This is a genomic window from Cupriavidus necator (assembly GCF_040578825.1).
Lineage (GTDB): Bacteria > Pseudomonadota > Gammaproteobacteria > Burkholderiales > Burkholderiaceae > Cupriavidus > Cupriavidus necator_E.
The window spans coordinates 21,559-46,861 of record NZ_JBEFLI010000044.1; the positions used below are offsets into that span (position 1 = coordinate 21,559).

Annotated in this window: 22 protein-coding genes; 5 read left to right on the forward strand and 17 right to left on the reverse strand. The window is 66.5% G+C overall.

Annotation, left to right across the window (positions count from 1 at the left end; all coding sequences use genetic code 11):
• Positions 1 to 41: 41 nt before the first annotated feature.
• From AB1I47_RS20965 to AB1I47_RS20985, 5 genes are all read right to left on the reverse strand, one after another.
• Positions 42 to 1,379, reverse strand: coding sequence for an ABC transporter substrate-binding protein (locus AB1I47_RS20965; RefSeq protein ID WP_354685643.1), 1,338 nt, complete (start codon positions 1,377 to 1,379; stop codon positions 42 to 44).
• Positions 1,380 to 1,475: 96 nt separating this feature from the next.
• On the reverse strand, positions 1,476 to 2,552 hold the full coding sequence (locus AB1I47_RS20970; protein ID WP_354685644.1) for a branched-chain amino acid ABC transporter permease: 1,077 nt from the start codon (positions 2,550 to 2,552) through the stop codon (positions 1,476 to 1,478).
• A 24-nt stretch (positions 2,553 to 2,576) separates the two neighbouring features.
• Positions 2,577 to 3,491: a branched-chain amino acid ABC transporter permease gene (locus tag AB1I47_RS20975; RefSeq protein WP_354685645.1), complete on the reverse strand. Its 915-nt coding sequence runs from the start codon at positions 3,489 to 3,491 to the stop codon at positions 2,577 to 2,579.
• A gap of 12 nt (positions 3,492 to 3,503) precedes the next feature.
• On the reverse strand, positions 3,504 to 4,466 hold the full coding sequence (locus tag AB1I47_RS20980; protein ID WP_354685646.1) for an ABC transporter ATP-binding protein: 963 nt from the start codon (positions 4,464 to 4,466) through the stop codon (positions 3,504 to 3,506).
• Positions 4,467 to 4,489: 23 nt separating this feature from the next.
• Entirely contained in the window at positions 4,490 to 6,448 is a 1,959-nt protein-coding gene (locus AB1I47_RS20985; protein WP_354685647.1) for an AMP-dependent synthetase/ligase, read from the reverse strand.
• Positions 6,449 to 6,727: 279 nt separating this feature from the next.
• On the opposite strand from AB1I47_RS20985, the gene AB1I47_RS20990 reads away from it, so the two are divergent.
• Together AB1I47_RS20990 and AB1I47_RS20995 are read left to right on the forward strand one after the other, a co-directional pair.
• Positions 6,728 to 7,396 (forward strand): Crp/Fnr family transcriptional regulator, encoded by a 669-nt coding sequence (locus AB1I47_RS20990; protein WP_354685648.1) that lies wholly within the window; start codon positions 6,728 to 6,730, stop codon positions 7,394 to 7,396.
• 1 nt (position 7,397) lies between these two features.
• Positions 7,398 to 7,820, forward strand: coding sequence for a DUF3293 domain-containing protein (locus AB1I47_RS20995; RefSeq protein ID WP_354685649.1), 423 nt, complete (start codon positions 7,398 to 7,400; stop codon positions 7,818 to 7,820).
• 115 nt (positions 7,821 to 7,935) lie between these two features.
• Here AB1I47_RS20995 and AB1I47_RS21000 read toward each other — a convergent pair whose 3' ends face one another.
• The 5 genes from AB1I47_RS21000 to AB1I47_RS21020 form a co-directional block, all read right to left on the reverse strand.
• Complete coding sequence (locus AB1I47_RS21000; RefSeq protein WP_354685650.1) at positions 7,936 to 8,265, reverse strand: hypothetical protein; 330 nt, start codon at positions 8,263 to 8,265, stop codon at positions 7,936 to 7,938.
• A 209-nt stretch (positions 8,266 to 8,474) separates the two neighbouring features.
• Positions 8,475 to 9,329 carry a 3-hydroxybutyryl-CoA dehydrogenase gene (locus AB1I47_RS21005; protein ID WP_354685651.1) on the reverse strand — a complete coding sequence of 285 codons (855 nt, stop codon included), beginning with the start codon at positions 9,327 to 9,329 and terminating at the stop codon, positions 8,475 to 8,477.
• A 42-nt stretch (positions 9,330 to 9,371) separates the two neighbouring features.
• Complete coding sequence (locus AB1I47_RS21010; RefSeq protein WP_354685652.1) at positions 9,372 to 9,809, reverse strand: HIT family protein; 438 nt, start codon at positions 9,807 to 9,809, stop codon at positions 9,372 to 9,374.
• A 122-nt stretch (positions 9,810 to 9,931) separates the two neighbouring features.
• Positions 9,932 to 13,222 (reverse strand): fused isobutyryl-CoA mutase/GTPase IcmF, encoded by a 3,291-nt coding sequence (gene icmF / locus AB1I47_RS21015; protein ID WP_354685653.1) that lies wholly within the window; start codon positions 13,220 to 13,222, stop codon positions 9,932 to 9,934.
• 344 nt (positions 13,223 to 13,566) lie between these two features.
• Complete coding sequence (locus tag AB1I47_RS21020; protein ID WP_354685654.1) at positions 13,567 to 13,914, reverse strand: DUF2917 domain-containing protein; 348 nt, start codon at positions 13,912 to 13,914, stop codon at positions 13,567 to 13,569.
• A 218-nt stretch (positions 13,915 to 14,132) separates the two neighbouring features.
• Between AB1I47_RS21020 and AB1I47_RS21025 the strand changes: the two genes are divergently transcribed.
• The gene (locus AB1I47_RS21025) at positions 14,133 to 15,539 is read left to right on the forward strand and encodes an aminotransferase-like domain-containing protein (RefSeq protein WP_354685655.1); all 1,407 of its coding nucleotides are present in this window, start codon (positions 14,133 to 14,135) and stop codon (positions 15,537 to 15,539) included.
• 18 nt (positions 15,540 to 15,557) lie between these two features.
• On the opposite strand, the gene AB1I47_RS21030 is transcribed toward AB1I47_RS21025, so the two are convergent.
• From AB1I47_RS21030 to AB1I47_RS21040, 3 genes are all read right to left on the reverse strand, one after another.
• Positions 15,558 to 16,955 (reverse strand): branched-chain amino acid transporter BcaP, encoded by a 1,398-nt coding sequence (locus tag AB1I47_RS21030; protein WP_354685656.1) that lies wholly within the window; start codon positions 16,953 to 16,955, stop codon positions 15,558 to 15,560.
• 178 nt (positions 16,956 to 17,133) lie between these two features.
• Entirely contained in the window at positions 17,134 to 17,349 is a 216-nt protein-coding gene (locus AB1I47_RS21035) for a hypothetical protein (protein ID WP_354685657.1), read from the reverse strand.
• A gap of 11 nt (positions 17,350 to 17,360) precedes the next feature.
• Complete coding sequence (locus AB1I47_RS21040; RefSeq protein ID WP_354685658.1) at positions 17,361 to 18,596, reverse strand: MFS transporter; 1,236 nt, start codon at positions 18,594 to 18,596, stop codon at positions 17,361 to 17,363.
• Positions 18,597 to 18,741: 145 nt separating this feature from the next.
• On the opposite strand from AB1I47_RS21040, the gene AB1I47_RS21045 reads away from it, so the two are divergent.
• Positions 18,742 to 19,740 (forward strand): GlxA family transcriptional regulator, encoded by a 999-nt coding sequence (locus tag AB1I47_RS21045; RefSeq protein WP_354685659.1) that lies wholly within the window; start codon positions 18,742 to 18,744, stop codon positions 19,738 to 19,740.
• Between the two features lie 6 nt (positions 19,741 to 19,746).
• Here AB1I47_RS21045 and AB1I47_RS21050 read toward each other — a convergent pair whose 3' ends face one another.
• The gene (locus tag AB1I47_RS21050) at positions 19,747 to 20,097 is read right to left on the reverse strand and encodes a glyoxalase superfamily protein (protein ID WP_354685660.1); all 351 of its coding nucleotides are present in this window, start codon (positions 20,095 to 20,097) and stop codon (positions 19,747 to 19,749) included.
• Positions 20,098 to 20,160: 63 nt separating this feature from the next.
• A complete protein-coding gene (aptA, locus tag AB1I47_RS21055) occupies positions 20,161 to 21,492 on the reverse strand; it encodes an omega-aminotransferase AptA (RefSeq protein ID WP_354685661.1) in 1,332 nt (443 codons plus the stop codon).
• Between the two features lie 329 nt (positions 21,493 to 21,821).
• Here aptA and AB1I47_RS21060 point away from each other — a divergent pair, with 329 nt between their 5' ends.
• Positions 21,822 to 23,291, forward strand: a complete 1,470-nt coding sequence (locus AB1I47_RS21060) for an aminotransferase-like domain-containing protein (protein ID WP_354685662.1) — start codon at positions 21,822 to 21,824, stop codon at positions 23,289 to 23,291.
• A gap of 155 nt (positions 23,292 to 23,446) precedes the next feature.
• Here AB1I47_RS21060 and AB1I47_RS21065 read toward each other — a convergent pair whose 3' ends face one another.
• Both AB1I47_RS21065 and AB1I47_RS21070 read right to left on the reverse strand, forming a co-directional pair.
• On the reverse strand, positions 23,447 to 24,013 hold the full coding sequence (locus tag AB1I47_RS21065; RefSeq protein ID WP_354685663.1) for an acyloxyacyl hydrolase: 567 nt from the start codon (positions 24,011 to 24,013) through the stop codon (positions 23,447 to 23,449).
• Positions 24,014 to 24,392: 379 nt separating this feature from the next.
• Complete coding sequence (locus AB1I47_RS21070; protein WP_354685664.1) at positions 24,393 to 25,271, reverse strand: alpha/beta fold hydrolase; 879 nt, start codon at positions 25,269 to 25,271, stop codon at positions 24,393 to 24,395.
• Between the last annotated feature and the right edge of the window lie 32 nt (positions 25,272 to 25,303).

The window sequence follows — 25,303 nt, forward strand, 5'->3', positions numbered from 1 at the left end:
GGGCATGCGGCGTCAGGCACCGCAGGCCCGCCCGGTTGCTGTCAGGACTTCATGCAAGCCGGCGTAATCCCCTTCTCCTTCGCATACTGCGCCGCGGCGGCCTTGAACAGCGGGTGGATCAGGCTCTTGTTGCCTTCGATCCAGTCCGATACCACCACCCACTTGCTGCCATCCCACTGCTGGATCTTCACCTTGCCCGAGCCCTCGTGGTTCTCGCAGCTGGTCTTGATCTCAGGCAGCAGCCCGGTGGCGCCCAGTTGCTGCAGGCGCGCGTTGGTCAGGTTCAGGTTCTCGAAGGCCCAGCGCATCTGCTCGCCGGTCATCGGCTTGCCCTTGCCGAACTTGTTCTGCGCCACGCGGACCGCTTCCACCGTCACCACTGCCGCCGAGACGCCGCGGTTGTACAGCACCGAACCGACCTTGTTCTTGTCTTGCATATTGCCCTTGCCGGCACCGTAGACCACCTTGTCGATATCGGCGATCAGCGGCACGCTCTTGCCCGCGACGTTCCAGGTCGCGCTCATGTAGCCCTTGGAGGCATCACCGGCGGGCACCGTGTCTTCCTCGGACCCTGCCCACCACGAACCGATCATCTTGTCGCGCGCAAAGCCCACCTTCTGCGCCGCCTTCAGTGCGGTCTGGTTCATCACACCCCAGCCCCAGAAGATCACGTAGTCGGGATTCTCCTGGCGGATCTTCAGCCACTGCGCGCCCTGCTCGTTGCCGGGGTGCGCCACCGGGATCTCCACCAGATTGAACTTGCCCAGCCGCGCCTCGGCCTGCAGCGCCACGATCGGCTCCTTGCCATAGGCCGAGTCGTGGTACATGTAGACGATCTTCTTGCCGGCGAGCGAGCCGCCGTGCTTCGACGCGAGGTACTTGACGATGGCCGAGACCTGCATCTGGTACGTGGTCACCAGCGGGAACGCATACGGGAACACCGAGCCGTCCACCGCGTCGGTGCGGCCATAGCCCATCATCACCAGCGGCACCTTGTCGGCGGCGGTCTTGTCGACCAGCGCGTAAGAGATGCCGGTCGACATCGCGTGATACGCCGTGCCCCTGGTGGTGGCGTTCTTGGACTTCAGGCGCTCATAGCACTCCACGCCCTTGGCGTTGTTGTACTCGGTCTCGCATTCTTCCCAAGTGAGCTTGACGCCGTTGACGCCGCCTTCCTTCAGGTTGACGTAGTTGAGGTAGTCGATGAAGCCGCCATACCAGGACTGCCCGTTGGCGCCGTACGGCCCCACGCGATAGCTCGGCAGCGCAACGAACTGCTCGTTGCTCTGCGCCATGGCCGGCGCCACGGGCGCCAGCAGTGCCGCCGCGGCGCTGACCACCAGGGCGGCGCGTTGCACATTGCGAATCAGGTTGGTCATGACAGTCTCCTTCGCCCTCGGTGGAGCGTTTCGTTATGCTGAAGCATCAAAGCTTCGGATGACATGCAGGTACTGCGTTAAATCCTCCCCTACCCGTCAGTGAGGGAACGGCCACAGCCGCAGCTTCTCCTTGGCGATCTGCCACAGCCGGGCCAGCCCGTGCGGCTCCACGATCAGGAAGAAGATGATGAGCCCGCCGAACACCATCATCTGGATGTGCGACACGCTGGCATTGGTGAAGGGCAGGTGCAGCAGGTCGGCCAGCGGGGGCAGCACGTTGTCCAGCAAGATCGGCAGCAGCAGGATGAACGCAGCACCCAGGAACGAGCCCAGGATGCTGCCCACGCCGCCGATGATGATCATGAACAGCACGCGGAACGACAGGTCCAGCGAGAAGCCGTCCGGCTCGACCGAGCCCAGGTAGCAGAACGCGTACAGCGCGCCGGCCACGCCGCAGTAGAAAGAACTGACCGCGAACGCCAGCAGCTTGGTGCGCATCAGCGGGATGCCGATCACCTCGGCCGCCACATCCATGTCGCGCACCGACATCCAGGCGCGTCCGGTGGCCGAGCGCACCAGGTTCTTGGCCAGCAGCGCCAGCACCGTGACCACGCCCAGCACGAACAGGTACTTCTTTACCGGCGTGTCGATGGGCAGGCCGAACAGGTCCAGCCGCTGCGCCGTGATCACGCCCGACGAGCTGTTGTTGGAGAACCAGGGAAACTTGGTCAGCGCCCACACCACGAAGAACTGCGCCGCCAGCGTGGCCACCGCCAGATAGAAGCCTTTGATGCGCAGCGACGGCAGCCCGAATGCCACGCCGACCAGTGCCGCTGACAGCCCGGCCATCACGAAGGTCAGCAGCACCGGCATGCCTTCCACGCGCAGCTGGAAGTTATAGGCCGCGTAGGCGCCCACCGCCATGAACGCGGCGGTGCCCAGCGAAAGCTGGCCGGCATAGCCGGTCAGGATGTTCAGCCCCAGCGCCGCCAGCGAGAAGATCAGGAACGGGATCAGGATGGCCGAGAACCAGTACTCCGACCCGGTCAGCGGGATCACCACGAACGCCACGGCCATCAGCAGCGCAAAGCCGATGCGGTCCTGGCGGATCGGGAAGATCTGGCTGTCGGCGACGTAGCTGGTCTTGAACTGGCCGGCTTCACGATAGAACATGGCAAGTCTCCTGTGCGAAGTCGGTCAGACGCGATCGATGTGTTTCTCGCCGAACAGCCCTTCAGGCCGCACCAGCAGAAACAGCAGGGCAAACACATACGGGAACCAGCCTTCGATACCACCGAAGTTGCCCCCGAACATCGACTGGAACACCGGCGGGATATAGATTTCGGCCAGCTTCTCCGACGCGCCGATGATCAGCCCGCCGACGATGGCGCCCGGCACCGAGGTGAAGCCGCCCAGGATCAGCACTGGCAGCGCCTTCAGCGCGGTCAGCGTCAGCGCGAACTGCACGCCATTGCGCGAGCCCCACAGCATGCCGGCCACCAACGCGACAAAGCCCGCCACGCCCCACACGATCGCCCAGATGTTCTGCAGCGGGATGCCCAGCGACAGCGCTGCCTGGTGGTCGTCGGCCACCGCGCGCAGCGCGCGGCCGACCTTGGTGTACTGAAAGAACAGCGCCAGCGATCCGACCAGCACGCCGGCAATGGCGGCCGCCGCAATATCGAACTTGGAGAGCACGATGTTGAAGTTGGTCATGATCGACTCGATCGGCTCGTCCACGATGCCCAGGTTGATCGGGCGCACCTCGTTGCCGAACAGCAGCGGCCCCAGCCCTTCCAGGAAGAACGACAGCCCGATGGTCGCCATGAACAGCGTGATCGGCGGCTGGTTGACCAGCTTGCGCAGCACGAAGCGCTCGGTGCTCATGCCGACCAGGATCATCACGACGAAGGCGCCGATCACCGCCGCCCACATCGGCACGCCCTTGTCCATCAGCCCCACCACCGCCAGCGCGGCGAAGTAGACCATCGCGCCCTGGGCAAAGTTGAACACGCCCGAGGCCTTGTAGATCAGCACGAAGCCCAGCGCCACCAGCGAGTACATCAGGCCCGACAGCAGGCCGCCGATCAGGATTTCAAAGAAGAACGTCATGGTGGGGATCCCTCAGTGCGATGTGCCCAGGTACGCCTTGATCACGTCAGGGTTGCCCTTGACCTCTTCCGGCGTGCCGTCGCCGATCTTCTTGCCGTAGTCGAGCACCACCACGCGGTCGGAGATATCCATCACCACGCCCATGTCGTGCTCGATCAGCACGATGGTGGTGCCGAACTGCCGGTTCACATCGAGGATAAAGCGGCACATGTCCTGCTTCTCTTCCACGTTCATGCCGGCCATCGGTTCGTCCAGCAGCAGCATCGACGGCTCGGCCGCGAGCGCGCGTGCCAGCTCCACTCGCTTTTGCAGGCCATACGGCAGGCGCCCCACCGGGGTCTTGCGGATCGACTGGATCTCCAGGAAGTCGATCACCTCCTCGACTTTCTGGCGATGGCGCATCTCTTCATTGCGCGCCGGGCCCCACCACAGCGCGTGCGCAAACAGCCCGGTGCGGAACTGCGTGTTGCGCCCGGTCATGATGTTGTCGAGCACGGTCATGCCCTTGAACAGCGCGATGTTCTGGAACGTGCGCGCGATGCCTTGCCGCGCCGCGGCGGTCGGGTGCATCTGCTTGCGCTCTTCGCCGCGGAACACGATGCGTCCCTGCTGCGGGTGGTACACGCCGTTGATCACGTTCAGCATCGAACTCTTGCCCGCGCCGTTGGGCCCGATGATGGCGCGCACCTCGTGCTCGCACACGTCGAACGAGATATCGGTCAGCGCCTTCACGCCGCCGAACGACAGCGAGATGTGCTGCAGGTCCAGAATCACCTCGCCGCCGGTGCGCGCCTGTTCGCCGGTGCGCTGTGCGTGGCGCGTACCGGGTTGCGCGCCGCTGTCATCCGCCAGTCCCGCCGGGGGCAGCGGACCTGCGGGAGCAATCGCACCACCGCTGCCGGCGCCGCTTGCATCGGTGCGTGCCGCTCCCGTCCATTCGCGCTTTCCGGCGCCTTGCCAGGCCACTTGCGTCATGTTGCTGCCTCCACCCTATGCTCTTATGCCGCGCGCGCCGCCACTGGCAGGCGCTTCGCATCCACCAGCTTCAGCGTGGCCGACACGCTGCCCTCGCGCCCGTCTTCAAACTTGACGCGCGTCTCGATGTACTGCTCGGATTTGCCCGCATAGAGCGCTTCCACCAGCACGCCGTATTTCTCCGCGATAAAGCCGCGCCGCACCTTGCGGGTGCGCGTCAGCTCGTCGTCATCCGGGTCAAGCTCCTTGTGCAGGATCAGGAAGCGCGCAACCTGCGAACCGGCCAGCATCGGGTCGTTGGCCAGGTCCGCATTCACCTGGTTCACGCATTCGCCGATCATCTCGATCACGTCCGGCTGCGCGGCCAGGTCGACATAGCCGGCATACGGCAGGTGGCGCCGCTCGGCCCAGTTGCCGACCGCCTCGAAGTCGATGTTGATAAAGGCGCAGACCTTGTCGCGCCCGTTGCCGAACGCCACCGCTTCCTTGATGTACGGGAAGAACTTGAGCTTGTTCTCGATGTACTTGGGCGCGAACATCGAGCCATCGGCCAGCTTGCCCACGTCCTTGGCGCGGTCAATGATCTTCAGGTGGCCGTCGGCATCGATCACGCCGGCATCGCCGGTCATGAAATAGCCCTCGTCGTTGATGGCCTCGCGCGTGGCGTCGTCGCGCTTGTAGTAGGACTTGAGCAGCCCCACGCCGCGCACCAGCACCTCGCCGTTCTCCGCGATGCGGATTTCCATGCCGGGCGCGGCCGGGCCCACCGAATCGAACTTGACCTGGCCGTCGGGCTGCAGGCACACGTAGGCGCAGGTTTCGGTCTGGCCGTAGAACTGCTTCAGGTTCACGCCGATGGAGCGATAGAAGCGGAACAGGTCCGGCCCGATCGCCTCGCCCGCGGTATAGCCCACGCGGATGCGGCTCATGCCCAGCACGTTGCGCAGCGGGCCGTAGACCAGCACCTCGCCCAGCGCGTAACGCACGCGGTCGGCCAGCGCTACCGGACGGCCGTCGAGGATCTCCGAGCCGCAGCGGCGCGCCACGTCCATGGCCCAGTGGAACAGCTTGCGCTTGATCCAGCCGGCATCCTCCATGCGGATCATCACCTGCGTCAGCAGCCCTTCATAGATGCGCGGGGGCGCGAAGTAATAGGTGGGGCCGATTTCGCGCAGGTCGGTCATCACCGTTTCGCGCGACTCGGGGCAGTTCACGGTGAAGCCCGCCACCATCGCCTGCGCGTACGAGAACAGGTTGTCGCCAACCCATGCCATCGGCAGGTAGGACAGCACGTCGTCGTTGGCGCCAAGCTTGTCGAAGGCGCAGCCATTGCGCGCCGAGCCGATCAGGCCCGCATGCGAATGGCACACGCCCTTGGGCTTGCCGGTGGTGCCCGAGGTGTAGAGGATGATCGCGGTATCGTCAGGCTGGCCCGCGGCGATGGCTTCGTCATAGAAGCCCGGATGCGCCTGGTCGAATTCGCGGCCCAGTTCCTGCAGCCGTTCGTACGACATCAGCGAAGGATGGTCGTAGTCGAGCAGGCCGCGCGGGTCTTCAAAGATGACGTGGCGCACGGTGCGGCCCGCGGCGCCGAGCTGCTGCTCGACCTCGAGCAGCTTGTCCACCTGCTCCTGGTCCTCGACGATGGCGAACTCGAGCTCCGCATCGTTGAGCACGTAGACCATCTCGTTGGCAATCGCGTCCTGGTACAGCGGGACTGGCACGCCACCGAGGGCTTGCGCCGCGGTCATGGCCCAGTACAGGCGCGGGCGGTTGTCGCCCACCACCGCCAGGTTCATGCCGCGCCTGAAACCGAGTGCGGCCAGCCCACAAGCCAGCGCCCTCACCTGCTGCGCCACCTGGGCCCAGCTGTATGTCTGCCAGATGCCGAGATCCTTCTCGCGATAAGCCGGATGATCCGGCCGCTGCTGGGCGTGCGCCAGCAGCCATCGCGGGAAGGTCGTCGCCGACGATTCCTGCATCGCTGTCTCCTGTCCCTCCGGCGTGGGGGTCCACGCTGGTGTCAAGCGCCGGTCCGGTCGTTATACTTGGCTTGCTTTGCCCGGCGGCGTCCGCCGCATTGCATCAAGCCCGTCTGTGCCTGTTCTGGAGGGGGGCCGGGAAAGCGCTTTCGCCTTTCCCGGCGTGCCCCGTGTGGCACCCGCGGTTCCGTTGTGATCGTACGATAGCCCATGCCAACCACCCCAGTTGTCACGCCGGTGACAATTCCGGGTTAATCCCTACCGGAGCCATTCCAGGCCATGCTGAACGATTTTGTTGACCGCTGCGTGTGGGCAGCAGACCTGAGCCCGGAACAGCGCGAACGGGTGCGCCGGGCCATGTTCGTGCACGAATACAGTCAGGGGGACTACGTCTGTCACAAGGGCGACAAGGCCGAGCACTGGATGGGCGTGCTCGAAGGCATCGTCAAGATCACCACGGTGTCGCCGTCGGGCAAGTCGGTCACCTTCACCGGCGTGCCCACCGGCGGCTGGTTCGGCGAAGGCGCGGTGCTCAAGTCCGAGATCCGCAAGTACGACGTGATGGCGCTGCGCCGCTCGACCATCGCCTTCCTGCCGCGCGACACTTTTCAGTGGCTGCTGGATACCAGCCTGCCATTCACGCGCTTCCTGCTGACGCAGTTCAACGAGCGGCTGGGGCAGTTCATCGCGGCGGTGGAGTACGAGCGCCTGCTCGACATCGATTCGCGCGTGGCGCGCGCGGTGTCGTCCCTGTTCAACGAGCACCTGTATCCGGGGATCGGCAAGACGCTGGAGATCTCGCAGGAAGAGATCGGCCTGCTCGCCGGCATCTCGCGCCAGCGCGCCAACCAGGCGCTCAAGGTGCTGGAGCAGCAGGGACTGGTGCGGGTGGACTACGGCGTGATCGAGGTGCTTGACCTGGATGGGTTGCGTCAGTACGGCGAATAGCGTGGCCACCGCGATCGACGAGGCCACGCTGCGGGCCTATCGCGAAACGCACTACCGCGTGCTGGGCGATGCGCCGATGACGCTGCGCATCGACCAGGCCAGTGCGCCGCTGGCCGCGCTGCATCGCGCGCTGGGCGTGGCGTCGAGCGCCTTCATCACCGCCGCTAACCCGTTCAGCCAGCGTTGCGACGACAACGCCAACGCGCGCCGCCAGCAGGCGCTGGCGCAGGATGTGGTGCAGAAGGGATTGCAGGCGATCGATGCGCTGGGCGAGCATCCGTCCAACGGCTGGCCGGCGGAGCCGAGCTTTCTGGTGCCGGGGCTGTCGCTGGCGGACGCCAGGATGCTTGGCGCGAAATACGGGCAGAACGCGGTGGTGTGGAGCGGCGACGATGCGGTGCCGCGGCTGGTGCTGCTGCGCTGAGTATTGCTGCCGGCCGCCCACCGGGATTGGTTCAGCACCACGTTCTTTCGCTCACCGATTGCGTGCTCCCTCTCCCGCTCTCCCGCTCGCGGGAGAGGGAGCAAACCGCCAGCGCTCAGTGGCCGTGCCCGTGGTGTCCGTGGCGCCCATGGTGGCGGTAGTGGTGGTGACGATGATGGTGGTGCCGATGGTAATGATGATGCCGATGCCGCCACTCACCACGCCCATACCAGCGTCGCCCGTCCCAATACCGGTCGCCATGCCAGCCGTGATAGCGCGGCGCATAAACCACGGGCGGCGGCGGGGCCACATAAACGGGAGCCGGCGCCGCGTAGACCGGCGCACCGACATGCACGCCAACATCCACGTGAGCCATCGCGGAGCGGGCCGCCAGCAGTGACATCGCACCGGCGAGCAGCGCGGCAAAAAGAACCGGATGGGCCATGGTGATTCTCTGGTCGTAAATGGAATGCGTGCACTCTACCGCGCATTCCTGTTACCGGATGCGGCGGATTGTTTCGGCATATAACGCCGTGTAAGCGGGATTTTGGCGGTCGCCGGAACCGGCGGCCCGGAAAGGCAGACGGCCGCGCGAAGCGGCCGCCAGTAGAAGCTCAGCTAGAGCGTTGCAAGCTGCGGCAGGTGCCTCGCAGCTTACTTGCTATACACGTACACCCCGCGGCCCGTCTTGCGGCCCAGGTAGCCCGCAGCCACCATCTCGCGCATCAGCATCGCCGGCCGGTACTTCGGATCGGCAAACTCGGTGTACAGCACCTCCATCACCGCCAGCATGGTGTCCAGCCCGATCATGTCGGCCAGCGCCAGCGGCCCGATCGGGTGGTTGCAGCCCAGCTTCATGCCTTCGTCGATTTCTTCCGGCGACGCCAGGCCTTCGCCCAGCACGCAGAAGGCCTCGTTGATCATCGGGCAGAGGATGCGGTTGACGACAAAGCCCGGGCTGTTCCTGACCGTGATCGGGTACTTGCCGAGCTGCTTCGACAGCGCTTCCACCGCGGCGTGCGTGGCATCGCTGGTCTGCAGGCCGCGGATCAGCTCCACCAGCGCCATCACCGGCACCGGGTTGAAGAAGTGCATGCCGATAAAGCGGTCGGCACGCGCGGTCACCGCGGCGAGCTTGGTGATCGAGATCGACGAGGTGTTGGACGCGATGATCACGTTCTCGCCGACGATGTCGTCGATCTGCTTGAGGATCTTGACCTTCAGGTCATAGTTCTCGGTGGCGGCCTCGATCACGATATCGGTGACCTTCAGATCGTCATACGAGGTGCTGCCCTTGATGCGCGCCAGCGCGGCAGCCTTGTCGGCCTCGGTCGCCTTCTCTTTCTTGATCAGCCGGTCCAGGCTGCCCGCGACGGTCGCCACGCCCTTCTGCACGGCGGCGTCGCTGATATCGACCATCACCACGTCGAGACCCGCTACCGCGCAGGCCTGGGCGATGCCATTGCCCATGGTGCCGGCACCGACGATGCCCACTGTCCTGATGCTCATCTTGTCTTCCTCTGCTTTGGTTGGCTTGTTGATTGAATCGGTTCAGGCGCCCTGCTCGCGCAGCGCGGCGATGATGCGCTCGGCGTGTCCCTTGAGCAGATCCGGTTCCTGCATCTCGCGCGCGTGGCCGCGCAGGGTCTGGTCGTTATAGCGCGGCACGATATGGAAATGCACGTGCGGCACGGTCTGGCCCGCGGCCGCGCCGTTGAACTGGCCGATCGAGATGCCGTCCGGCGAGAACGCCGCACGCACCGCGCGCGCCACGCGCTGCGTGGCGCGGATGGCGGCCGCGGCGCCCTGCTCGGACAAATCGAACAGGTTGACCGCGGCTTCCTTTGGCACCACCAGCGTATGGCCGTCGGCCTGCGGCATGATGTCCATGAAGGCGATGGTGTCGTCGTCCTCGTACACCTTGATGCACGGCATCTCGCCGCGCAGGATCTTCGCGAAGATATTGTTCGGGTTGTACTGGCTGTCCATGGTCTTGTCTTGCGGTTGTCTCGGATTTGGTTGCCGGTGCGGCGCAGCGTTCGAGTGTAACGCAGGGCGGCCCCGCACTGCGGCCGCCCTGCGCGGTATGCGAACGCCGCGTGAACCGGGGTCTACATATTGCGCCGGTACTGCCCGCCGACCTCGAACAGCGCATGCGTGATCTGCCCCAGCGAGCAGACCCGCACCGCGTCCATCAGCACCGCGAACACGTTCTGGTTGTCGATCACGGCCTGGCGCAGCCGCTGCAGCATCGCCGGCGCTGCGTCGGCATGCGCCTGCTGGAACGCCTGCAGGCGGTCGAGCTGGCTCTGCTTCTCGGCCTCGCTGGAGCGCGCCAGTTCCAGCTTCTGCGGGACCGGGTCGCCGTCCGGATTGCGGAAGGTGTTCACGCCGATCAGCGGTAGCGTGCCGTCGTGCTTGAGCTGCTCGTAGTAGAGCGATTCCTCCTGGATCTTGCCGCGCTGGTAGCCGGTCTCCATCGCGCCCAGCACGCCGCCGCGCTCGGCGATGCGCTCGAACTCCTGCAGCACCGCCTCTTCCACCAGGTCGGTCAGCTCCTCGATCAGGAAGCTGCCCTGGTTGGGGTTCTCGCACCTGGCCACGCCCCATTCGCGGTTGATGATCAGCTGGATCGCCAGCGCGCGGCGCACCGACTCGCCGGTGGGCGTGGTGATGGCCTCGTCGTAGGCGTTGGTGTGCAGCGAGTTGCAGTTGTCGTAGATCGCGATCAGCGCCTGCAGCGTGGTGCGGATGTCGTTGAAGTCGATCTCCTGCGCATGCAGCGAGCGGCCCGAGGTCTGGATGTGGTACTTCAGCTTCTGGCTGCGCTCGTTAGCGCCGTACTTGTCGCGCATGGTCACGGCCCAGATGCGGCGCGCGACGCGGCCCAGCACGCTGTATTCCGGGTCCATGCCGTTGGAGAAGAAGAACGACAGGTTGGGCGCGAAGTCGTCTACATGCATGCCGCGCGCCAGGTACGCCTCCACGTAGGTAAAGCCGTTGGCGAGCGTGAAGGCAAGCTGCGAGATCGGGTTCGCGCCGGCTTCGGCGATGTGGTAGCCCGAGATCGACACCGAGTAGAAGTTGCGCACCTGGTGGTGCACGAAGTACTCCTGGATATCGCCCATCACCTTGAGCGAGAACTCGGTGGAGAAGATGCAGGTGTTCTGGCCCTGGTCTTCCTTCAGGATATCGGCCTGCACCGTGCCGCGCACGTTCTGCAGCACCCACGCGCGGATCTTGGCTTCTTCGTCGGCGGTGGGCTCGCGGCCATTGTCGGCGCGGAACTTGTCGAGCTGCTGGTCGATGGCGGTGTTCATGAACATCGCCAGGATGGTCGGCGCCGGGCCGTTTATGGTCATCGACACCGAGGTGCTCGGGCTGGTCAGGTCGAAGCCGTCGTACAGCACTTTCATGTCGTCGAGCGTGGCGATCGACACGCCGGAGTTGCCGACCTTGCCGTAGATATCGGGCCGCAGATGCGGGTCTTCGCCATACAGCGTGACCGAGTCGAACGCCGTCGACAGGCGCTTGGCGTCCATCCCCTCCGACACCAGCTTGAAGCGGCGGTTGGTGCGAAATGCATCGCCCTCGCCGGCGAACATGCGGGTGGGGTCTTCGTTCTCGCGCTTGAAGGCGAACACGCCGGCGGTGTAGGGGAAGCTGCCGGGCACGTTCTCGCGCATCAGCCACTTCAGCACCTCGCCGTCGTCCTCGAAACGCGGCAGCACTACCTTGCGCACCTTGGTGCCGGACAGCGTGGTGGTGACCAGCCCGGTGCGGATCTCACGGTCGCGGATCTTCACCACGTATTCGTCGCCGCTGTAGGCTTCGCGCATCTGCGGCCACATCGCCAGCAGCTTGCGCTCGACTTGGCCGAGGGCGTTGTCGCGTTCGGCGGCCAATGCGTCCAGTGCGGAACCGTCGCCCTGCGCGGCTTGCAGCATGCGGCTCGATTCACGCAGTTGCTGCCGCTCGCGCGCGATGCGGCTTTGTTCCATCACGCGGCGATGGTAGCCGCGCACGGTGTCGGCCAGTTCCGCCAGGTAGCGGCTGCGCGCGGGTGGCACGATCACGTTCTGTCCGGTGGAGATGCGGCCGGACAACGCCGGCAAGATGCCCGGCTGCACTTGCAGTCCGCGTTGTGCCAGCGCCTCGCGCAGGCCCTGGTACAGCATGGTCACGCCATCGTCATTGAAGCGCGACGCCTGCGTGCCGTACACCGGCATGTCTTCAGGCTTGCCGTGCCATTGCTCGCGGTTGCGCTGCACCTGCTTGGCGACGTCGCGCCAGGCGTCCTGCGCGCCCTTGCGGTCGAACTTGTTGATGGCGACGAAATCGGCGAAGTCGAGCATGTCGATCTTCTCGAGCTGGCTGGCCGCGCCGAACTCTGGCGTCATCACGTACAGCGACAGGTCTACGTGCGGCACGATGGCCGCGTCGCCCTGGCCGATGCCCGAGGTCTCGACGATCACCAGGTCGAAGCCCGCCACCTTGCACGCGGCGATCGCGTCCGGCAGCGCCTGCGAGATCTCGGAGCCCGCCTCGCGCGTGGCCATCGAGCGCATGAAGATATTCGGGTGGTTGATCGCGTTCATGCGGATGCGGTCGCCCAGCAGCGCGCCGCCCGACTTGCGCCGCGACGGGTCGATCGAGATCACCGCGATCGACAGTGCATCCTGCTGGTCGAGCCGGAAGCGGCGGATCAGTTCGTCGGTCAGCGATGATTTGCCGGCGCCGCCGGTGCCGGTGATGCCGAGCACGGGGATCGACGCCGCTTTCGCCTGCGTGTGCATCGCCTGCACCAGCGCCGGATCGGCCTTGCCGTTTTCCAGCGCGGTGATCAGTTGCGCGAGTGCGCGGCGGTCGCCTTCTGCGACGGGGTCGAGCGCCGTGGGCGCATAGCGCGACAGGTCGATATCGCAGCGCTGCACCATGTCGGCAATCATGCCGGCCAGGCCCATGCGCTGGCCGTCCTCGGGGCTGTAGATGCGCGCCACGCCGTAGGCCTGCAGCTCGCGGATCTCGTCGGGCACGATCACGCCGCCGCCGCCGCCAAAGACCTGCACATGCTCGCCGCCCTTGTCGCGCAGCAGGTCGACCATGTATTTGAAGAACTCGACATGGCCGCCCTGGTAACTGGAGATCGCAATGCCCTGCGCGTCTTCCTGCAGCGCCGCGGTCACGATCTCCTCGACGGCGCGGTTGTGGCCGAGGTGGACCACCTCGCAGCCGTGCGACTGCAGGATGCGGCGCATGATGTTGATCGAGGCGTCATGGCCGTCGAACAGCGACGCCGCCGTGACAAAGCGGACCTTGTTGGCCGGACCGCGGCCCTGCGCGGTGGGCTTGGGCTGCGGCGCACCACGGCGCACATCCTGCACATCGGAAAGGTCGGTCATTGTCTCCACCGTCTCTGGTGTTGGCTGGCTGCCGCGGCGTGCGCTCTGGATGCCGTTCTGTGCCGGCTTGGCTGGAAACGCGCGGGGTGGGGGCCCTGGGTTGGGGCTGATCGATTATATGACGTTGACGTTAACGTAAATCAACTCGGCGGAACCCGCAGGGGTAGATGTGTTTTTAAGAGTAGGCAAGCAAAAGGCCCACCTGTAAATACCCTCGAATTATCGACGGCGCGCGCTGTTGGTGACATGTTGTCGTCGGTCATAGACAACGACAGCGGTAGAACAACGACAACATGTCATCAACAGCGGCGAGCCGTCGAGCAACGACACAGACGAACCACCCCTCACCGACACAACGCCCAAATCCTAGGACACTCCCCAAACGCATCCGTACTATGCTCTTCCACCCGATGCCGCATCACCCGCAGCCACGCCCCCAGCCGCCGCAGTGACCACGGCGCCGGCGTCTGCGCCAGCGTAAACCGCGCACCCGGCCCATCCCCCGACAACCACACGCGATACCCCTCGGGCAGCGCCAGCTCGGCGCCGGGCTCCAGCCAGATATCGTTGGGATCGCCCTCGACCGTCACCCACAGCTTGCCCGCCACCGCACAGACGGTCTGTCCGTAGCCGGCGCGCCAGCTCACGGGTAGCCCGGGCTCGTCCAGTTCGAAAGTCCGCAGTTCGCGCATGATCCACTCCTCGTCAGCCGGCGGTCACGTCAGGCGCGGCTCCGTGGATGCCGCATGGCAACGGTAGCCGGCGCCCTCCTCCGCCACGCTTCCATTATTCGCATCCCTCACTACAATCCCATGTACAGTTGTGAACAGTTTTCGATGAACTGTTCAGTAGTTTTTCCTGACAGTTGCGTTCTCCGCTTCTTCCCCGGTTTCCCCCGGCTGCCCTGCCTATGAAACTAATCTTAGATTTTTCCACCGGAATTCCACTGACCGACCAGATCGTCAATGGCGTGAAGTCGTGGATCGGCAACCGCGAGGCTCGGCCAGGCGCCAAGCTGCCGTCGATCCGGCAGCTCGCTGCCGAAAACGGCATCAGCCGCTTCCCGGTGATCGAGGCCTATGACCGGCTGGTGTCGCAGGGCTTGCTGGATTCGCGCCAGGGTTCGGGCTTCTATGTGGCGGACAGTCCGCTGGCGGGGCGCTCGGCGCGTGGCTGGTCGGACCCGAGCCTGGCGGAAGACCTGTCGGACCACATCATCGAGCAGTTCAACCACCCCAGCGGCACGCTCAAGCTGGCCGGCGGCTTCGTGCCCGAGACGTGGCGCGACGTGGAAGGCCTGCAGCAGGCGATCCGCGCGATCTCGCGCAACGAGATCGACAGCGTGATCCACTACGCCACGCCGACCGGCCACCCCGAACTGCGCCGCCAGGTGCTGCTGCGCGTGCGCCAGCTCGGCATTGCCGCGGAAATGCCGCAGGTGCTCATCACCAGCGGCGCCAGCCAGGCGCTGGACCTGGTGGTGCGCCACCTGCTCAAGCCGGGCGATACGGTGTTCGTCGAAGACCCCGGCTACTACAACCTGTTCGGCCTGCTGCGGCTGCATGGCGTGCAGCTCGTGGGCGTGCCGCACACACCCCACGGCCCCGATCCCGATGCGACCGAGGCGCTGCTGCGCCAGCACAAGCCCAAGCTGTTCTTCACCAACAGCGTGCTGCAGAACCCCACCGGCTCCACGCTGGCCCCGCCGGTCGCGTTCCGGCTGCTGGAGCTGGCGCGCCGGCACGGCTTCCGCTTTGTCGAGGACGATATCTTCTCGGACTTCCAGACGCACTTCACCGACCGGCTGGCCACGCTGGACCAGCTCGAGCACGTGATCTATATCGGCGGGTTTTCCAAGACGGTGTCGGCGTCGCTGCGGATCGGCTACCTGGTGGCCGACAAGGCGCTGGTCAAGGACCTGGTCGACGTCAAGGTGCTGACCAGCGTGGCCGGTTCGCATTTCGCGGAAGCGGTCACGGCCGCGCTGCTTGAGCGCGGCGGCTATCGCAAGTATGTGGAGCGTTTGCGCCTGCGCGTGCGCGAGGCCTCGGCCAATGCGGTGCGGCAGCTGACCGGCTGCGGCTGGGAAGTGTTCTGCGAGCCGTCGGGCGGCAACTTCCTGTGGGCGCGCCCGCCCGGCATCGAGGATTCGCGCGAGCTGGTGACGCTGGGCGAGGAATACGGCGTGACGCTGGCGCCGGGCAATTACTTCCGGCCCGGCGGCGAGACCTCGGCCTGGATCCGGATCAACGCGGCCTATGCCAACGAACCGCGCGCGGTGGCCTTCATGAAGGCGGCCGCCGAGCGCGGCGGTTGAAGCTGAGCACTGCGGGACTCAGCCCCCGTGGTTATGCAGCACGGCATTGCGCCGTGCATAGGCAAAGTAGATCACCAGCCCCAGCGTCAGCCATACCAGGAAGGCGATCCACGTCGGCGCCTGCAGGTGTGCCATCAGGAACAGGCAGAAGCCGATCGACAGCAGCGGCACCACCGGCACGCCCGGGCAGCGGAACGCGCGCGGCAGATCCGGGCGCGTCTTGCGCAGCACCAGCACCGCCACGGAGATCAGCGTAAAGGCCGCCAGCGTGCCGATATTGATCAGCTCGGCCAGCACGTTCAGCGGCACGAAGGCGGCGATCGCGGCGAACACGATGCCAACGGTCCAGGTGGCGAAATACGGCGTCGCATGCACCGGATGGACCGCCGACAGTTTCTCGGGCAGCAGCCCGTCGCGCGACATCGCGAAAATCACGCGGGTCTGGCCGTAGGTCATCACCAGGATCACCGTGGTCATGCCCAGGATCGCGCCCAGGTCGACAAACCCCGCCACCCAGTTCTGCCCGGCGAACTGCAGCGCCAGCGATACCGGATGGTCGACGCCGGCAAACCTGGCGAACGGCACGATGCCGGTCATGATCGCCGCCACCACGACATACAGCACCGTGCACACCGCCAGCGAGCCGATGATGCCGATCGGCAGGTCGCGGCGCGGGTTGCGCACTTCCTCGGCGGCCGAGGTCACCGCATCGAAGCCGATAAAGGCAAAGAACACCAGCGCCGCCGCGTTAAAGATGCCGCTGAAGCCGAACGGCGCAAAGGGTTGCCAGTTGGCCGGCTGCACGTGCCAGACACCCACCGAGATAAACAGCAGCACCACGCCGATCTTGACCGCCACCATCAGGTTGTTGACTCGCGTGGATTCGCGCACGCCGTACGACACCACCCAGGTGATCGCCAGCATGATCAGGCATGCCGGCAGGTTCAGCAGCGTCTGCACGCCCGGCACCGAACCCGGGGCTGCGCTCAGCGCGGCCGGCAGCTTGAGCCCGAAGCCCGCCATCAGCGACTGGAAATAGCCCGACCAGCCAACCGACACCGCCGAGGTGGCCAGCCCGTATTCCAGCAGCAGATCCCAGCCGATCATCCACGCGACGATCTCGCCGAGCGTGGCGTAGCTGTAGGTATAGATCGACCCGGACACCGGAATCGCGGAGGCGAACTCCGCGTAGCACAGCGCGGCAAAGCCGCACGCCAGCGCGGCGATCACGAACGACACCGTCAGCGCCGGCCCGGCGGTCAGCGCGCCGGTGCCCGTCAGCACGAAAATGCCGGTGCCGATGATGGCGCCGATACCCATCATCACCAGGTCGATCGGACCCAGCACCTTCTTCAGGCCGTCATCGCGCGCGACGGCCAGCATCGCGTCGATGTCCTTGGTGCGGAACAAGCTCATTCAGACTCCTGCAACGGTGGCCGGGCACGAGGCTGCGCGGCAGCGCGCGGCCCGGAAAAAAGGGCGGTAGTTTACGCCTGCGGCACGGCGCGGGCATCACTTTTTGGATGGCCCGCGCGGGGCGCAATCCCGCAATGATAGGAAACGAAGGAATGTGCGGGGCTGACCGCAGGCAAGATCAGCCGCCGCAGCCGGGCGCCGACAGGATGCCGTCCACGCGTGCGAACGCGATGGCGAGGGGATCGAGCGCCAGCATGGCGGCGCCTGGGAGGGTAAGCAGGATCAGGGCGGCGATCCTTGCGCGCAACGGCCAGGGGAGTGCCCAGGCCGCCAACGCCAGCGGCAGCAGCGTGGCGCAGGCCAGGATGAGCCGCAGCAGCGCCGGCGCAATCATTGCCCTGCCCCTTACTGGCGAGCGGCTTCCGGCATGGCCGGTAGGCCGTCCAGCGCCGGCAGCGGTCCCGCGCGGCGCAGCCCGAACCACGCGCAGGCGGACGAGCACAGCGTCACCGCGACCAGCGCCGCGATCGTGTGCCGATAGCTGCCGGTGGCGTCGAACGACCACGCGCCGAGCTGCACCGTCAGGAACGCGCCAAGCTGGTGGACCAGGAACAGCATGCCGAACACCTTGCCCTTGATGCGGCTGCCGTAGCGTTCGAAGCAGAACATCGAGGTCAGTACCACCGTACCCAGGTAGCTGGCGCCAAACCCCATCGCGAACGGCAGCACGCCCAGTCCCGGCACCAGCAGCAACAACATTGACGACGAGCGCAGCGCATAGAACCCCGCCAGCAACCGGTGCTTGTTGAAGCGCAGCGCCAGCGCGCCGGAGACGATGCCGCTGGCCAGTTCCAGCACGCCCAGCGTGCTCATGCCATAGCCCATCGCCAGCCGCGGCTCGCCCTGCCCTTGCCAGTGGGCGATCAGGTGCACGTCGATAAAGGCCATGGTCGCGCCACAGCCAAAGAAGCTGGCCGCCAGCGCGTAGAACACCGGGTCGCGCCGCACCACCGTCCATGCCGACGCTTCCACGGCCGCCGTGCGCTGGCCCGATGCCGGCTCCCAGCGCGATGCCAGCCACAGCGCCACGGCAACCGGCACCGCGAACACCGCGCCGGCCACGCCGAAGGCAGCGCTCCAGCTTGCCTGCGGCTGCAGCCAGATCCACAGCGGCGACAGCACGATAAAGCCGATCGCGGTGCCGTTGGTGACGACAGCATAGGCCAGCCCCTTCTTGCGTTCCTCGAACAGGCGATCGACCAGGATGCCCATCGGCACGAAGGTCATCGCCGCCAGCCCGAACGCCCCGGCGATGCCGAACATCAGCACGAAGAACGCCAGCGACTGCTGCCACAGCGCCACGCCGCCGAGCGCCAGCCCCGCGGCCAGCGCGCCGGCGGCCGAGGTGCGCAGCGGGCCGATCCGGTCGCTGAGCGCGCCCACCACCGGCGACATCAGGCCGGTGGCCAGCATGAACACGCTGCCGGACCAGGCGAACTGTGCCCGGCCCTGGCCGTAGTGTGCCGCCAGGTCGACGAAATACACCTGGTAGAGGCCTTTGACCGCGGTCGATGCGAACATCACGGCAAAGCCGATGGCGACCAGCGCAATGGTGACGAGGGAGAGACGGGTACGGTCCATGGTGAGCGCTTTTATGCTGGATTGGCTGTCCATGCTAAAGACGCCCGGCGGCCTGCCGCGACAACGTCGCGGACCAAAAAAGCAAATTTTCGGCCATCGATGGCACGGCGCCTGGCAAGCGCGCGAGAATGGCGGCATCGGCCTGATGCCCTTGCGTGCCCCGGTGATGACTACCGCCTGTTTCCTCGTGCTGCCCAACGTCCATATGCTGGATCTCGCCGGACCCTTGCAGATCCTGGCGAGCGTATCAGAGCTTGGCATCGCCCCGTTGGCGATACGCTGCGTCGGCCCGCACTCCAGCGTCGCTTCGTTCCAGGGGCCGGCGCTCGGGCGGGTCGAGCGGCTGCCGGCCCGGCTCGAGCCGGGCGACCTCGTCATTGCCGTCGGCAGCAAAATCCAGGACACGCTGACGGCGTCACCGGCGTGGCACGGCGCCACGGCCTGGCTGAGGGAGAACTTTGCGCAGGGCAGGAACAACGGTGTGCAGGTGGCCGCGGTCTGCACCGGCGCTTACCTGCTGGGCGCAGCGGGCCTGCTCGACGGGCGCCTGTGCACCACGCACCATGCGCATATCAAGCGCCTGCGCGCGCGGTATCCGGCTGCCTCGGTCATCGACAATCGCGTCTTTGTCCGCGACGGCAATGTGTGGACGTCGGCCGGCGTGGCCTCCGGCATCGACCTCGCACTTATGCTGGTGGCCGATGCTTACGGCGACGATGCCGCGATCGCGGTCGCGCGCGACAACGTGGTGCCGTTCCGGCGTTTCGGTGCCGATCCGCGGCTCGATCCGCAATTCAGCGCACGCTCGCACGGCAACCCGCTGATCCACGCAGTGCAGGACGCCATCGCGCGCGAGCTGGAAGCGAACGTCGCCAGCCAGCGCTTTGCCGGCCGCTTCGCCATCAGCGTCAGGCATCTGTCGCGCGTCTTCCATGAAGAAACCGGGCTGACGCCCAAGCAATACCAGCTCACGCTGCGCATGGCGCGCGCGCGCAAGCTGCTGGCGTCGTCGACGCTGCCGGTGGAAGAGATCGCGCTGCGCAGCGGCTTCGCCAGCGTGCAGGCGTTTCGTTCCTGCTGGAACAAGGCCGAGCCGGCGACACCGACGGCCTACCGGCAGGCCCGTGCCGGTAGCGCGCAGTGACCGCGCTCAGGCGTGCGAAAGGATATTGACCAGCCGCCCGAAGGGATCGCGCACATAGAACCGGCGCACGCCCCACGGTTCGTCAGCCGGGCCGTATTCGATGGCGACGCCCGCTGCCACCATGCGGCGGTGCGCCTCGTCGACATCGTCGACCTCGATCGACAGGTCCGGCACCGGCGTGCCGCTGCCGCCTTCCGAGGCGAGACTGACCTGGGGGCGCGCCGTGGCGTCGCTGCCATAGGTCCGGATCCAGCCGTGGTCCATCAGCACTTCCAGGCCAAGGATGTCCTGGTAGAAGCTGCGGGCCAGGGCCGGATCGGCGGTCGCGATATTGGAGACGATGCGGTTGACCTTCATCGGATGGCGCTCAGGGTTGCCGGGCCCTGCGGCCCGGCATGCGTGCCCGTCGGCCTCGTCCGCTTACTTGACGTCCTGCAGCGCCAGTTTGACGGTATCGAACATCTCGGCGATCTGCGCTTCGGAGATGATCAGCGGCGGCGAGAACGCCAGGATGTCGCCGGTGTAGCGCACCAGCACGCCGCGCTCCAGGCATTTCAGGAAAGCCTCGTACGCGCGCGCGCCGGGCTGGCCGGGGCGCGACTCCAGTTCGATGCCGGCCACCAGCCCGTAGTTGCGGATGTCCTTGACGTGCGGCGCGCCGCGTACGCCGTGCACTGCGGCTTCGAACACCGGCGCCAGTTCGGCGGCGCGGCCGAACAGGTTCTCGCGCTCGTACAGGTCGAGCGTGGCGATGGTGGCCGCGGCGGCCAGCGGATGACCGGAGTAGGTGTAGCCGTGCAGCAGCTCGATCGTGCCGGGCGCGGCCGAGTTGACCACCGTGTCATGCACCTCGCGGCGCACCGCCACGGCGCCCATCGGCACGGCGGCGTTGTTGATCGCCTTGGCCATGGTGATCAGGTCCGGCGTCACGTTGAAGCGTTCGGCCGCGGTGGCCGCGCCGAGGCGGCCGAAGGCGGTGATCACCTCGTCGAAGATCAGCAGGATGCCGTGGCGGCTGGTGATCTCGCGCAGCTTCTCGAGGTAGCCGACCGGCGGCACCAGCACGCCGGCGGAGCCGGCCAGCGGTTCCACGATGACCGCGGCGACGTTGGCCGGGTCATGCAGCGCCAGGATGCGTTCCAGTTCGTCGGCGAGATGCGCGCCCCAGTGCGGCTGGCCTTTGGAGAAGGCGGCCTCGGCGATATTCAGCGTGGCCGGCAGGTGGTCGGTGCCCGGCATCAGGTTGGCCGAAAACGCCTTGCGGTTCGGGCCGATGCCGCCCACCGCCATGCCGCCGAAGCCCACGCCGTGGTAGCCGCGCTCGCGGCCGATAAAGCGCGTGCGCTGGCCTTCGCCGCGCGCGCGGTGGTAGGCCAGCGCGATCTTCAGTGCGGTGTCGACCGACTCGGAGCCCGAGTTGGTGAAGAAGATGCGGTCCAGCCCCTGCGGCATGATCGCGGCGACCTTGGTGGCAGCCTCGAACGACAGCGGATGCCCCATCTGGAACGGGGGCGCATAGTCCAGCGTGGCGGCCTGGCGCGCCACGGCCTCGGCAATCTCCTTGCGACAGTGGCCGGCGGCCACGCACCACAGGCCGGCGCAACCGTCCAGGATCTGGCGTCCGTCGTGGGTGGTGTAGTACATGCCGCTGGCCGACGCCAGCAGGCGCGGCGCCGCCTTGTACTGGCGGTTGGCGGTAAAGGGCATCCACAGGGAATCGAGATCGGGAATCACGGTCTTGGCGGCGTCCATACGTCCTCCTCGGGGGAAATCCGGTTGGCATCAGTGCGCTGGCGCGGTGGCGCAGCGGCGGCAATGACGGCCACTCTACCGGCGGCGTCTGGCCGACAAAATATACAGTCGGGACAGCACTGCCTTACCGTACAGTTTGATCACGGTGAACCGTACAGGCAAGCGTGGGCGGGATAGGCCTCGCCGGCCACGGTGCCATGCGCCTCTGCGGCCCGCAGTACGGCATCCCACGCTGCACTGCGGCAAATTTCGCTGGATGAGATAGCGGCCGGCGCCGGCCGCATTGCCGCCCGCTAAACTGTACAGGTTTTCGCCTGCCCGAGTGCCCGATGCTGACCCTGAACCTGACCCGCAGCCGCCGCGACGGCGAAACCCTGACCGAGCAGATCGTCGCCGGCATCGCCGCGCTGGTGGAGCAGCGCGCGCTGCGCGCGGGCACCGCGCTGCCGTCGGTGCGCCGTTTTGCCCAGCACCACCATGTCAGCACCTTTACCGTCGCCGAGGCCTATGGCCGGCTGACCGCGCTGGGCTACCTGGCGGCGCGCCCGGGGTCCGGCTATACCGTGGCGCACCGACCTGCGCCCACCGGCAACGCGCGCGCGCCGCAATGGGAAGCACCGGGGCTGAACGCAGCCTGGCTGCTGTCGGATGTCTTCGCCGACCATTCGGTGCCGATCAAGGCGGGCGCGGGCTGGCTGCCCGGCGACTGGCTTAACGAGGAAGGCCTGCACCAGGCCATGCGTGCTTCGGCACGGGTGCCGGCGGCGCAGGTATCGGGCTACGGCCATCCATACGGCTTCGCGCCGCTGCGCGAGCATATCGCCACCAGCCTGGGCCAGTACGGCATCCCATTGCAGGCGCAGCAGGTGGTGCTGACCCAGGGCGCAACGCAGGCGCTGGACCTGGTGGTGTGCACCCTGCTGCGCGCCGGCGACACGGTGCTGGTGGAATCGCCCTGCTACTGCAACCTCTTGCAGATCCTGCGGCTGGCGGGGCTGCGCGTGGTCGGCGTGCCGCGTTCGGCGACGGGGCTCGATACCGATGCGCTGGACGATGCGATCCGCGCCCACGCGCCGCGCGCCCTCTTCGTCAACACCGTGCTGCAGAACCCGACTGGCGCCAGCCTCAGCAGCATGAACGCGTTCCGCGTCCTGCAGCTCGCCGAGCAGCACCGGCTGCTGGTGGTGGAGGACGATATCTACCGCGAGCTGGCCCCGGCCGGCTCGCCGATGCTGGCGGCGATGGACGGGCTGTCGCAGGTGGTTTATGTCAACGGGTTTTCCAAGACGATCACGCCGTCGCTGCGCGTGGGCTATCTCGCTGCGAGCCCGGATCTGGCGAAGGCATTTGCGCGGACCAAGATGGCGGTGGGACTGACCTCGTCGGAGGTGACGGAGCGGCTGGTCTATTCGGTGCTGACCAGCGGCCACTACGGGCGCCATGTGGCGGGGCTGGCCGAGCGGCTGCGGGCGCAGCAAGATCGCGTGGCCGAGAAGATGGAAGCCCACGGGCTGGAAGTGCTGCTGCGCCCGGAAGGCGGGATGTTTGCCTGGGCGCGGCTGAGCGAGGCGGTACAGGACCGGCTGCGGGCCAGCCGGCGTGGCGGGCCGCTGCATGGCAACCGGCTGGCGACGCTGGCGCTGGAGCATGGGATCTGGCTGGCGCCGGGGTCTTATTTCGAGCCGGATGAGAACGATTCGCCGTGGATCCGGTTTAATGTCGCGACTGGCGATGCGCCGCGGTTGTGGGAATTTTTTGATGGGTTGCGGGAGGCGCCGCGTGGCGTTGCTTACGGCTGAAGGTTGATCGCGGGATGAGGGCGGGGGCTGGTATATGACAGAGCCGGACTTCGTGGATGCTCCGGCCCTCACCCCACCCCTCTCCCGCAGGCGGGAAAGGGGAGCCGCGTTCGGGCGGCGCTGGCTGCGGCGAACCGGCCTCGTGGTGGGTCGGCTCAGAAGCGATAGCGCACGTACCCGGTATAGAAGTTCGAACCGGGATTCGGCCCCTTGATCCCGCCATTGGAGATGTGCTGGAAGCGGAAACCCGCCTCGGCGGACTGCTTCGGCCCGAAGGCTACGCCCAGGCCGATCATGTCTGAGAACTGGAATGCGGTGCTGAACTGGTGCTGGTCCGATGTGCTGGCGTGGCTCAGTACGCGCGCGCCGACCGACGCCTCCATGAACGGCACCCAGGCGCCGCCGCGCTTTTCCAGGCGCAGGATCGGCGAGAAGCCCAGTTCGGTGATATTGCGCCGGTTGGTGCCGCTGCGCGTGTGCCATTCGGCCAGTTCGACTTCCCACTGCAGCTTGGCCTGCCAGCCCTGCGGATTGCCCCAGGCGAAGCCGGAATCCCAGTTCAGGCCGATTTCATACTTGTTGATGCCATGGCCCGGGTCGCGCCCGAAGGCGACGTGCACGGCGGGATCGGCATGGGCGGTGCCGCACAAGGTGAATGCCGCGGCCACGGCAATACCGGCCTTCCTGGCCGGTCGGTCGAGCAAGGCGGTGAGGGTACGCATGCAAGCCTTCTTCTTCTGATTGGATGCTGCTTGTTTTTATTGTGGCGGGAGCTTAACCTGCGCCGCTCCCCGGCGGGCGGTCAGCTCCAGAGGCGCTCGACGACCCAGCCCGCGGTCGCGCAGACGCCGACCCAGGTGGTGATGCAGATGGCAATAAAGCGGTAGCTCATGTCGGAATCGACAACAGAAATGTTGTGGCGGTGTGAATTCTTCGCCCGAATCATACATCCATTCATGAATGTATGTATCAACATCGGAAATTTCCCTGTGGTAGTGAGGGGACATTTCGCAACGTGGGAAGCACACCGCTCGCAGCGACCCGGAGCGTAACCGCGACCAGGGAACCGGCTGCGCCGCGTGGCGGCAGCCGGCCGCGGCATCAGCCGCGCAGGAAGGGCAGTACCTCGTCCAGCAACCGCTGGGGGATTTCCTCGGCGATGTAGTGGCCGCCCGGCAGCGCATGGCCGCGCACCCGGCGCGCCACCTTGCGCCACTCTGCCAGCGGCGCGAAGCACTGGCCGACCGCGCCCTGCTCGCCCCACAGCGCCAGCATCTCGCACTCGACCATGCGCCCGGCGGCGAGGTCGGCGCGGTCGTGTTCGAGGTCGATCGTGGCGCTGGCGCGGTAGTCCTCGCACAGGCCGTGCGCGGCGCCGGGCAGGCTCAGGCAGCGCAGGTACTCGGCCATGGCGGCATCGGTGAACGGCGCCAGTCCGGCACTGCGTGCGCCCATGGTCTGGCGCAGGTAGAGCCCGGGATCGGCCTCGATCAGCGTTTCGGGGAACGGCGCCGGGCGGATCAGGAAGAACCAGTGCCAGTAGGCGCGGGCAAAGGCCTCGCTGGTCTGCGCGTACATGGCCAGCGTGGGCGCGATATCCAGCGTCACCAGCTTGCGCACCGCCTCGGGATGGTCCACCGCCAGCCGGTGTGCCACGCGCGCGCCGCGGTCATGTGCCAGCACGCTGAATTGTTCGAAGCCCAGGGCCCGCATTACCGCGAGCTGGTCGGCGGCCATGGTGCGCTTGCTGTAATTGGCGTGGTCAGGCACGCCGGCGGGCTTGCCGCTGTCGCCATAGCCACGCAAATCAGCGGCGACCACGGTGAAATGCTGTGCCAGCATCGGCGCCACCTTGTGCCAGATCACATGCGTCTGCGGGTGGCCGTGCAGCAGCAGCAAACCCGGGCCCTGCCCACCACTGAGCGCGTGGATGGCCACGTCGCCGCAATCGACCCGGTGCGGCGTGAATCCTTCGAACATCGTCTGTCTCCTTTGGCCGCGGCGTTCAGCGG